Source organism: Acetonema longum DSM 6540 (assembly GCF_000219125.1).
GTDB lineage: Bacteria > Bacillota > Negativicutes > Sporomusales > Acetonemataceae > Acetonema > Acetonema longum.
Window position 1 is genome coordinate 31,811 of sequence record NZ_AFGF01000294.1, and the last position, 10,053, is coordinate 41,863.

General features: G+C 54.0%; 10 protein-coding genes. 8 read left to right on the plus strand and 2 right to left on the minus strand.

The window, feature by feature from the left end; genetic code table 11:
- Positions 1-372: 372 nt before the first annotated feature.
- Both ALO_RS20535 and ALO_RS20540 read left to right on the plus strand, forming a co-directional pair.
- Positions 373-1,620 (plus strand): BaiN/RdsA family NAD(P)/FAD-dependent oxidoreductase, encoded by a 1,248-nt coding sequence (locus tag ALO_RS20535; RefSeq protein ID WP_004100209.1) that lies wholly within the window; start codon positions 373-375, stop codon positions 1,618-1,620.
- A 117-nt stretch (positions 1,621-1,737) separates the two neighbouring features.
- Positions 1,738-2,112, plus strand: coding sequence for a hypothetical protein (locus tag ALO_RS20540; protein WP_004100211.1), 375 nt, complete (start codon positions 1,738-1,740; stop codon positions 2,110-2,112).
- Between the two features lie 15 nt (positions 2,113-2,127).
- Here the strand turns inward: ALO_RS20540 and ALO_RS20545 are convergent, their stop codons facing one another.
- Positions 2,128-2,535 (minus strand): hemerythrin domain-containing protein, encoded by a 408-nt coding sequence (locus ALO_RS20545; protein WP_004100212.1) that lies wholly within the window; start codon positions 2,533-2,535, stop codon positions 2,128-2,130.
- Between the two features lie 219 nt (positions 2,536-2,754).
- On the minus strand, positions 2,755-3,381 hold the full coding sequence (locus ALO_RS20550) for a LysE family translocator (protein ID WP_004100214.1): 627 nt from the start codon (positions 3,379-3,381) through the stop codon (positions 2,755-2,757).
- Between the two features lie 188 nt (positions 3,382-3,569).
- On the opposite strand from ALO_RS20550, the gene ALO_RS20555 reads away from it, so the two are divergent.
- From ALO_RS20555 to cydB, 6 genes are all read left to right on the plus strand, one after another.
- Positions 3,570-4,532 carry an acyl-CoA dehydratase activase gene (locus ALO_RS20555; RefSeq protein ID WP_004100217.1) on the plus strand — a complete coding sequence of 321 codons (963 nt, stop codon included), beginning with the start codon at positions 3,570-3,572 and terminating at the stop codon, positions 4,530-4,532.
- 18 nt (positions 4,533-4,550) lie between these two features.
- A complete protein-coding gene (locus tag ALO_RS20560) occupies positions 4,551-5,624 on the plus strand; it encodes an acyl-CoA dehydratase activase-related protein (protein WP_004100219.1) in 1,074 nt (357 codons plus the stop codon).
- Positions 5,621-6,715: an acyl-CoA dehydratase activase-related protein gene (locus tag ALO_RS20565; RefSeq protein WP_004100221.1), complete on the plus strand. Its 1,095-nt coding sequence runs from the start codon at positions 5,621-5,623 to the stop codon at positions 6,713-6,715. The genes ALO_RS20560 and ALO_RS20565 overlap by 4 nt, the downstream gene beginning before the upstream one ends.
- 177 nt (positions 6,716-6,892) lie before the next feature.
- Positions 6,893-7,378: an RrF2 family transcriptional regulator gene (locus ALO_RS20570; protein WP_004100224.1), complete on the plus strand. Its 486-nt coding sequence runs from the start codon at positions 6,893-6,895 to the stop codon at positions 7,376-7,378.
- Positions 7,375-8,760 (plus strand): cytochrome ubiquinol oxidase subunit I, encoded by a 1,386-nt coding sequence (locus ALO_RS20575; RefSeq protein WP_004100226.1) that lies wholly within the window; start codon positions 7,375-7,377, stop codon positions 8,758-8,760. The genes ALO_RS20570 and ALO_RS20575 overlap by 4 nt, the downstream gene beginning before the upstream one ends.
- Positions 8,751-9,758: a cytochrome d ubiquinol oxidase subunit II gene (gene cydB / locus ALO_RS20580; protein ID WP_004100230.1), complete on the plus strand. Its 1,008-nt coding sequence runs from the start codon at positions 8,751-8,753 to the stop codon at positions 9,756-9,758. Before ALO_RS20575 ends, cydB begins: the two co-directional genes overlap by 10 nt.
- The last annotated feature ends 295 nt before the right edge of the window (positions 9,759-10,053 follow it).

The following is a 10,053-nucleotide window of genomic DNA, read 5'->3' on the forward strand; positions in this document are numbered from 1 at the left end:
TAAAATAATTTGGCAACGGGGTGATGTTCCTCTTAGCAGCAAATAAAAAGACCCTTGCCGCTGAGCAAAGGTCTGGCTACACACGTGTGTACAAAGCCGATGACATCCTCTCATGTCACGAATTGACGACTTTGTTACAGGTTTCCCTGCTAGCTACTCCCCTTTGGGTACATATATTCTTGTATACGTTTAATGGGAATATTATCACATAAGTTCGAATCCGTGTCAATAGCGTAAAAAGCAGAAAAGTTCGACAGCGTGTAAGGCAGGAATGGGACCCTCCGATAGAAAATAGTAAAATGTAAAAAATAGAATAAGATATTTGCAGGGATCGCCGGAGCTATTTGGCTGAGACCGGAGAAAGAGAGAGACATGAAAAAGATTATCGTAGTCGGCGGAGGCGCCGCCGGATTGATGGCAGGAGTCAGCGCGGCGGAAGGCGGCGCTCAGGTTACCATTTTGGAGAAAATGGCGGCGGTGGGCCGAAAACTCCTGATTACCGGCAAAGGCCGCTGCAATGTGACGAACATTGCAGATATTCCCACCCTCATTAAGAACATGCCGGGAAATGGCGCCTTTTTATACAGCGCCCTGAATGCCTTCAATAATGAACAGTTGATGGAATTTTTAGCCCGGCAGCAGGTCCCTACCAAGGTAGAACGGGGCGGCCGGGTATTTCCCCAAAGCGATATGGCCGTGGATGTGATCCGGGGATTTACCAGTGCCTTGGAAAGTAGAGATGTGACAGTACTGACCAATCAGGCGGTTAAGGCCGTTTTGGCACAGGACGGAGCCGTAACCGGTGTGGTTACCCGTCAGGACCGGGAATACCCTGCCGACGCAGTGATTCTGGCTACCGGCGGCGCCTCTTACCCCGGCACCGGTTCCAGCGGCGACGGTTATGTGATGGCCCAAAAACTGGGACATACCGTTATGCCGCTAAAACCCTCCCTGGTGCCGCTGGAGGTAGAGGAACACTGGATTACCGAATTGCAGGGCTTGTCTCTGAAAAATGTACGGGCTACAGTCAGGTATAAAGAGAAGGCAATAGCCGATGAATTTGGTGAGATGCTGTTTACTCACTATGGTCTGTCGGGACCGATTATCCTGTCTCTTAGCAAGTATGTATCGGAATTGCTGGAGAAAGCCGCGGGGGATATATTTCTGGAGATTAATTTGAAGCCGGCCCTGACGCCGGAGGTGCTGGATAAGCGCATTCAGCGGGATTTTGAGAAATTCAGCCGCAAGCAGATCAAGAATTCCCTGGGGGAGCTGCTGCCGGCCAAACTGATCCCGGTGGTCATCGACCTGGCCTATCTAGACCCGGACAAGCCGGTCCATCAGATTGCCAAGGCCGAACGGATTCGCCTCCGGGAAACCATTGCCCGTCTGACCTTCACGCTCAAAGGCACCCGCCCGATCAGTGAAGCCATCGTTACCGCCGGCGGGGTGAATATTAAGGAAATCAACCCCAAGACCATGGAATCCAAGCTGATTCAAAATCTATATTTTGCCGGCGAAGTGATTGACATCGACGGATACACCGGCGGCTACAACCTGCAGGCGGCGTTTTCCACAGGGTATGTGGCGGGCAGGAACGCGGCTCAAGGGGACCGTTAAAAGGAGCTATCAAATGTTGACGTTGAATCTGGGCTTGGAGTTTGATTGACTTCCCGGTGCAAACAAGGTAATCTTTTACTAGCAATCACACTATCAGACAGACACGAGGTGATGCCCATGAGCAAGAAAAAAGATCCCATGCAGCAGATGGTGGACAAGCTTAACCAAATTACCGGCTCTGCCAGCGCCGCTATTGATGAACTGCGTCAGGGCCGTTCGGTGGCCAAACCCGGCGAGACGCCGGACACTCTGGAGGATAAAGCAGCGATTCAGACCGACTTCGCCGCTGTGAAAAACGAACTCCTGGCTGAACTTGCCACGGCCCGCACTGAATTGATCAGCGAAATCACCACTGCCCGTTCAGACATGATTGATAAAATCGCTAACGGCAGGACCGAACTGGAAGATCAGGCCCTTGCCATCCAAAACCAGCTGGCGGATAAGCTGGCTAGCATCCGGACATTGATCGACAAGGAGGACCAGCCTGGCTGATCTCTCCGACACATTTCACGCCAGCAGCGGGTACAAAGAGGTATTTTCTTTCTCAATTCTTGTCATCAGCGCTGATATAATATTTCCTGTATCGGTTAAGAATTTGGCAGGATCGGCTTCAATTTTACCGGCGCCGGAATACCTGGCTTGATACGCATTAAACGCCTTCGCCAGATCTCCCATTTCACGGGCGAATTTTTCACAAGTCATCCGTACCTGACTGTCAGGATGGTTCATGAGCCTGGGATAAACGAACTTGTCCTCAGCCGCCAAATGGGTTTTAATTTTGCCGGCCAGCTGTCCCAGCAGCAGAGAGATTTCAAAGGCCTTCTCTTTGATTTGCTGTTGATTTTGATAAGAACTAATTTTACTCGTCAACGATAAAACCTCCTGATGCTGACGCAATACATTGCTGGTATCCATAATTCGTCACTTCTCCCTTACTTCGCTATTTCTACCATAACTATACTTGCGGCCAGACCGGAAGGCAGTGATACGCATCACAGGCAGGACATTTTTATTGCGATTTACTCTATATAATTTAGAATATAAGTTCCGGAGAGAATTCTCCGGAACTTATTATATTTCAGATGAAATTGACATTTCCCGGTCTTATCCTTTGGAAAACTAAGGAGATCCCTATTACTGCTCCGCGGTCATCAGTTTTACCCCCAGCAGAATATAGGCAGCGCCGCATACTTTGTTCATAATGGCGCTGGCCTTGTCATTCTTGCGCAGAAAGACGGTCATATTCCCCGAGCACAGCACTAACAGCAGGCACCAAAGGGTACCGGTTGTCAGGAAAGTGCAGCCCAGGAGAATAAACGGCATAATGCCGTACGCGTTCTGGGGATCGATGAATTGGGGCAGAAATGAGAGAAAGAACAGGGCGACTTTGGGATTGAATAAATTGGTGAGAAGTCCCTGGGTATAGATCTGCCGCATGGCGGCGCCTGCTTCAGCTTCTGTCGCCCGAAGCTGATCCCGGGATAATAAGGCGGTGATGCCAATGTAGCCGAGATAAAGAGCACCGGCGGTTTTCACCACTGTAAACGCCAGGGCGGATTGAGCTAAGATCACGGATAGCCCCAGGGCGGCCAAGGCAGTGTGAATCGCCCCGCCGGAGATAATTCCCATTACCGAATAAATTCCGGCTTTTGGCCCCTGGGCGATACTGCGGCTGAGAATATAGAAGGTATCCGGGCCGGGCGTGATATTTAACAGAATCCCTGCCAGCAAAAAGACCTCAAAGTGCGTGATTCCAAACATCATCCGACAACTCCTTTTGCCATGGAGGCTGCCGCTCATGCCAGCGGGGCCTTTGTTTTATTATATTATATCAGGGGAAGGGTTGCGGCAATATGAATTATTTCTCCGGCGGGATTTTGCAGGCTGATTCATGTTTGCCGCTCTGGAGGGCAATACTACAGACAGAATGAATGCAGGAGGACTCTCAGATGGAAGTCTATTTGGGCGTTGATGTGGGATCGGTGAGCGCAAATGTTGTTGCCATGGACATGGATGGCGGCATCATTGACGCTTTGTATATTCGTACCCAGGGCAACCCGATTGCCGCAGTCCAGCAGGGACTGGGCCGGGTCCGGGAGCAGAATCCTGACCTGACCGTGAAGGGAATCGGGACTACCGGCAGTGCCAGGCAGCTGGCCGGTGTGGTGGTGGGAGCGGACAGCGTGAAGAATGAGATTACGGCTCATGCTGTGGCGGCTATGCATGTCCGGCCTGACGTGCAGACGGTTATCGAGATCGGCGGCCAGGATTCCAAGCTGATTATTATCCGTAATGGGGTAGTAACTGATTTTGCCATGAATACGGTATGCGCCGCCGGCACCGGTTCCTTTTTGGACCAGCAGGCTGCCCGACTGAATATTCCCATTGAGGAATTCGGTGAGCGGGCCCTCACTTCTGCCGCACCGGTTCGAATTGCCGGCCGCTGCGCCGTGTTTGCCGAGTCGGACATGGTCCACAAGCAGCAGGCCGGCCACGATATAGCCGATATCCTTCACGGCTTGTGTCAGGCCTTGGCGAGGAATTACCTGAACAATATCGGCAAGGGCAAGGCACTGCATCAGCCCATTTTGTTTCAGGGAGGCGTAGCCGCCAATAAAGGCATGAAGCGAGCCTTTGAGGAGGCGCTGGGTTGTCCGGTCTTGGTTCCGCCTCATTACAACGTGATGGGGGCCATAGGCGCGGCTCTTTTGGCGCGGGAGAAACTGCATAATCAGGCCCCTACCGCATTCCGGGGGTTTGCCGTGGCGGACTGGCAGTATCACTCCCGCAGCTTTGAATGCGGCGGCTGCCCTAATCTCTGCGAAGTCATTGAAATTGTCATGAATGGCCGGACGGTAGCCCGGTGGGGGGACCGCTGCGGCAAGTGGAGCACAACGATAACAGTGGCGTAGAAATTAAGGAGGAACCTCATGGGAATACGAGTCGGATTGCCTCAAGGGCTGCTATTCTATCAGCATGGTGAGGTCTGGGCTGAATTTTTGCGCCAGTTGGGGGCCGAAGTGGTATTGTCCGGTCAGACTACCCGTCGCACACTGGATCTGGGAGGAGTGCTGGCGGAAGTCTGTCTGCCGGTCAAAGTCTATTTCGGCCATGTCTGTGCACTGTATAACCAGGTGGATTATCTGTTTGTACCCAGAATGGTCAGTGAGACCAAGGGCAAATATAATTGTCCGGAAATGATCGGCATTCCGGACATGATCCGCAGCAATTTGTCCCAGATGCCCCCTCTCCTGGATGTGCTGGTTAGTTCAGCCCAACGACAGGGCCAGATGTGGCAGGCCGTGATTGAGACCGGCAGGCGGCTGGGAGTCGGCCTGACTGCCAGCCTGATGGCCTGGCACCGGGCCTGCTGCCTGCGCCAAAGCGCCCAAGGTTTGACATCTCAGAAGGTCAGTCCCATATATTCGTTGTCCCGCTTATCTCCCACCTCGACCCTGGAGACCGTTCAAAAGGGTTCAGATGCTAGGAAGGTCGAGGACGTGCGCGAGACTGTACGTTTGCAGGGTACGTCGAAGCGCGCGCCCGCAGACCTGACAACGCAGATGGGCCCTTTTCAACGGTCTCCCCTCGTGGCGCTGATTGGGCATGCATATATACTGTACGACCCCCAGGTCAGTATGAATGTGATTGCCAAACTGGAGCGCCAGGGGCTCAGGGTGGTTACTCCCCGGATGGTTCCGGCGCGGGATGCAGCCAGAGGAGCGAGGGTCTTCGGCAAGGAGATTTTCTGGACCTACAGCCATCATATGGCCGGGGCGGCGATTGCTTTGATGCAGGCCCCTTTGCCGGTGGACGGAGTCATCTTTATGACCTCCTTTTCCTGCGGCCCGGATGCCCTGATCGGCGAGCTGATTCAGCAGTACGCCCAGTCCTGCCGCATTCCCTGCATGACGCTTTCGATGGACGAGCATACAGCCGAGGCGGGTTTTGACACCAGGGTAGAGGCTTTTGCCGATATGTTGATGTTGAGGTGGCAGCCATGATTGTGACTTTTCCTCATATGGGTCATTTGGATATCGTACTGGAGACATTGCTGAGCGGCCTGGGGTGCCGGGTCAAGGTGCCGCCGCCGGTGACGAAACGAACGCTGGAACTGGGGACCAAGTATTCTCCGGAAACCGTATGTCTGCCGTTTAAGATTCTCTTAGGGAATTTTATCGAGGCGCTTGAGACGGGCGCGGATACCATCCTGACCTGCGGCGGGACAGGCCCCTGCCGCCTGGGTTATTACGCCGCGGTGCAGCAGGGGATCCTGAAGCAGTTGGGCTATAGCTGTGATTTCATCGCAATAGAGCCTACGGTCCGGCATGCCTACCAGATCTTGCGGCAAGTAGCTCCCCGGAAAAGCTGGCGGGATATCTACCGGGCCTTCTGCCTGGCCGGCAGTAAGATGCGGGCCTTGGACAGCCTGGCAGCTAAAGGAATGGACATTCGGCCCCGGGAACAAACCTCCGGGGCGGCAGACAGGATTTTACGGCAGGCCGGGGATGATATTCGGGAGGCTCAGGATACCCGGGCGGTAGACCGGTTGCTCCGGGAAGCCGCCGGGCTTCTGGAAGGTGTACAACTGCAGTCGGACGTCATACCGCTCAGAATCGGACTGATCGGGGAAATTTACGTCATGCTGGAGCCCTTTGTGAATCAGTCTCTGGTCCGGCAACTGTCCGGCATGGGGGTTGAGGTGCATCAAACCCTGAATCTCACCAGTTATGTGGACTGCCACCTGCTGCACAAGCCCAGCCTTTTGGCCCGGCGCCGCGAAATCATGACCCTGGCCAAGCCTTACCTGGGGCACTATGTGGGCGGTCATGGCATAAACGGCATCGGCCATACCCTGGAGCTGGGGCGCAAGGGCGTTGACGGCATGATTCATGTGTTCCCGTTTACCTGCATGCCGGAAGTAGTGGTCAAAAACATTCTGCCCCGGGTCAGCCAGGACACCGGCCTGCCGGTATTATCCCTGGCATTTGACGAACAGACCGGTGAGGCCGGTGTCATCACCCGCCTGGAGGCGTTTGTGGACCTGCTGCGCCGGCGGCGTCAGGCACGGCAAGATTGCATATCCGGCGGCTGATTTTTAATCTTAACCAAGTGAAATGGCGCTATTGATATTTATGTAAAATTCATTGAAGGTAATTTATATTAATTTGTTGAAATTTATCGCTTGACAGGTAAAAAGTGGTACTGGTAAAATAAGAATATAATTTATACCATACCGGCATGGTATAAATTCCGCGCAGGAGGCTAAAATATGCAATTTAACCAGGCAACCGACTATGCCTTCCGGGTTGTTCTCCACTTGGCAGGCTTGCCGCTGGGAACCATCGTCAACGGGCAGGCGCTGGCTCAGGCCGAACATATCCCTCACCGGTTTTTGCAGAAAATTATGCGGTCATTGCTGCAGGCGGATATTATCCGTTCCTACCGGGGTGTTGAGGGAGGCTTCAGCCTGAACCGTCCGGCAGAGGAGCTTTCGCTGTATGATGTGGCCACAGCCATGGAAGGGCCTATCGAGATTAACCGCTGCCTGCAGCCGGATCAATCCTGCACCAGGCGCTATAAGGAGCAATGTCCCGTCCATGCCGAACTGTACCGCATCCAGAAACGGCTGATTGCCGACCTGCAAGGGGTGACTTTCCGGGATTTAGCCGCCAAAGCGGCACAGCCGGAGGAAAAAGCCGCCGACAGTTATACCGGGTATGGTTTACCGGAAAATAGACAGGAGGGGTTTATGTGAGTGAGTTGTTACTGTCACGCTGGCAATTTGGCATTACCTCAACCTACCACTTCTTCTTTGTGCCTCTGACTCTGGGATTGTCCATTTTGATCGCCTTTATGGAAGTCATGTACGTCCGCACTGATAACGAGCTGTACAAAAAGATGGCCAAATTTTGGGGAAAACTGTTTCTGATCAATTTTGCCATGGGCGTGGTAACCGGCATTGTCCAGGAGTTTCATTTCGGCATGAACTGGTCGGAGTACTCCCGGTTCATGGGCGATATTTTCGGCGCGCCTCTGGCCCTGGAGGCTCTTACGGCCTTCTTTCTGGAGTCTACCTTCCTGGGGCTGTGGGTCTTTGGCTGGGATAAATTATCCCGGAAGGTCCATGCCCTGACTATCTGTCTGGTGGCCTTCGCCAGCAATCTGTCCGCCTTTTGGATTCTGGCGGCCAATTCCTTTATGCAGTCGCCCACAGGCTATGCCATCCGCAATGGCCGGGCGGAAATGACCGATTTTATGGCTTTGCTGACCAATCCCTATCTGCTGTATCAGTTTCCCCATGTTCTTTTGTCGGGACTGGTAACCGCTGGCGTGTTTATTACCGCCATCAGCGCCTGGCATTTGCTGCGGCAGAGTCATGTGGATTTTTTCCGGGCCTCGATGAAGATCGGCCTGGTATGTACTCTCCTTGCCTCTCTGGCAGTTGGCGGCTCCGGCCACCTGCAGGCCCAGATGCTGGCCAAAGCGCAGCCCATGAAACTGGCGGCAGTGGAGGCTCTTTGGGAGACTTCGGATTCCGCTCCGTTTTCGATTGTCGCCATGATTGACGAGAAAAATAAGCGGAATGATTTTGCGCTGTCGATCCCCGGTGCATTGACGTTCCTGGTACATAATTCGCCGATGGGGGAAGTAAAAGGGATCAAGGCGATGGAACAAGAGTATACCGCCCGCTATGGGCCGGCTGACTATGTGCCGCCGGTGCCGCCTGTGTTCTGGAGCTTCCGGGTGATGGCAGGCGCGGGGGGGCTATTGATCCTGCTGGCGCTTGCCGGAGTTTGGCTCTGGCGGGCCGGCAAGCTGGAATCTACGCCAGTCCTGCTGAAAGCATTGCTTTATTCCCTGCCTCTGCCCTATATCGCCAACTCCGCCGGATGGATTGTGACGGAGATCGGCCGTCAGCCCTGGATCGTGTTCGGGCTGCAGCGGGTGGATCAGGGTGTCTCGATGGCGGTGGACGCCGCCAGCATCTGGATTTCTTTAATCGGATTTACGCTGGTCTATGGCGCTTTGGCCCTGGTAGCCGTCAGTCTGATGCGTAAAATTGCCGTGGCTGGACCGGTGGATGCGCCGGCGGACGCGGCGGGAGCAGCCGGAAAGGGGGCGACATTATGGAACTGAATGTGGTGTGGTTTATCTTAGTGGCGGTGCTGTTTATCGGGTTTTTCTTTCTGGAGGGTTTCGATTACGGGGTTGGCATTCTCTTACCTTTTCTCGGTCGGGATGACGCTGAGAGACGGCTGGTGATCAACACCATCGGCCCGGTCTGGGACGGCAACGAAGTGTGGATGATCACAGCCGGCGGGGCCTTGTTCGCCGCCTTTCCCCATGTGTATGCAACCTTGTTCAGCGGGTTTTATCTAGCGCTTTTTTTACTGCTGCTGGCTCTGATCGGCCGGGGCGTGGCCTTTGAGTTTCGCAGCAAGCAGGCGGCCCCCTCCTGGCGGGCTGCCTGGGATACCGCGATCTTCACCGGTAGTCTTTTGCCGGCCCTGTTATGGGGAGTGGCGGTAGCCAATTTGCTGCAGGGAGTGCCGATCGATGCTAATATGCAGTATACCGGCAATTTCTTTACCCTGCTCAGCCCCTATACTCTGACCGCCGGTCTGGCGTTTGTTCTGGTGTTTACTTACCATGGCGCAGTGTTTATCAGTCTGAAAGTAGAAGGTGAAATGATCGGCCGGGCCCGCAGCGCCGGACTCAAAACGGGATTGGCGGCGGCTGTGGCTTGCTTAACCTTGGTGGGATTAACTTATGTGAGCACCGATCTTTTCCGGAGTCTGCCGGCCGGAGCTGCTCTCTGGGGGGCGGTAGCCAGTTTCCTGGTATCCTATTGGCTGCTGCGCGGCGAAAAGTACGGCCTGTCTTTCACCTTTAGCGGGTTGGCCATTGTCCTGACCACGCTGGCCTTTTTCGCCGGTCTGTTCCCGCGATTGATGGTGTCCAGCCTCAATCCGGCATGGAGCCTGACCATCTACAATTCTGCATCCAGTCCCTATACCCTGAAGCTGATGACCATTGCGGCGGCGGTGATGGTGCCGGTCGTGCTGGGATATCAGATTTGGGCCTATTGGGTGTTCCGCAAGCGGCTCGGTGTGAAAGGGCATCTGGAGTACTAAGGGACCGTTGAAAAAGGCCCATCTGCGTCACTTCAGCCTCCTGCGGGTGCGCTCATTCAGAAAACATCCCTTTTTAGCTTCATAATACAGTAGCCTATTTTATTGTGGCTACGACAAAAAGGGATATGTTTTCTTCCTGATCTCACGATGCTGCGCATCTTTCTAGTATCGACGTACCCTGCAAACGTACAGTCTCACGCGCGTCCTCGTCGCGCTGTATCAGAATTCGTGACTTTTCGGGAGAGTGGCTATAGCAGATGATATCTCATAAGCCGAAAAGTCACCTGAATTTTTC

Coding starts and splice junctions, on each gene's coding strand:
- ALO_RS20540 (WP_004100211.1), top strand. CDS start 1,738: ATGAGCAAGAAAAAAGATCCCATGCAGCAGATGGTGGACAAGCTTAAC.
- ALO_RS20550 (WP_004100214.1), bottom strand. CDS start 3,381: ATGTTTGGAATCACGCACTTTGAGGTCTTTTTGCTGGCAGGGATTCTG.
- ALO_RS20555 (WP_004100217.1), top strand. CDS start 3,570: ATGGAAGTCTATTTGGGCGTTGATGTGGGATCGGTGAGCGCAAATGTT.
- ALO_RS20560 (WP_004100219.1), top strand. CDS start 4,551: ATGGGAATACGAGTCGGATTGCCTCAAGGGCTGCTATTCTATCAGCAT.
- cydB (WP_004100230.1), top strand. CDS start 8,751: ATGGAACTGAATGTGGTGTGGTTTATCTTAGTGGCGGTGCTGTTTATC.
- ALO_RS20565 (WP_004100221.1), top strand. CDS start 5,621: ATGATTGTGACTTTTCCTCATATGGGTCATTTGGATATCGTACTGGAG.
- ALO_RS20535 (WP_004100209.1), top strand. CDS start 373: ATGAAAAAGATTATCGTAGTCGGCGGAGGCGCCGCCGGATTGATGGCA.
- ALO_RS20545 (WP_004100212.1), bottom strand. CDS start 2,535: ATGGATACCAGCAATGTATTGCGTCAGCATCAGGAGGTTTTATCGTTG.
- ALO_RS20570 (WP_004100224.1), top strand. CDS start 6,893: ATGCAATTTAACCAGGCAACCGACTATGCCTTCCGGGTTGTTCTCCAC.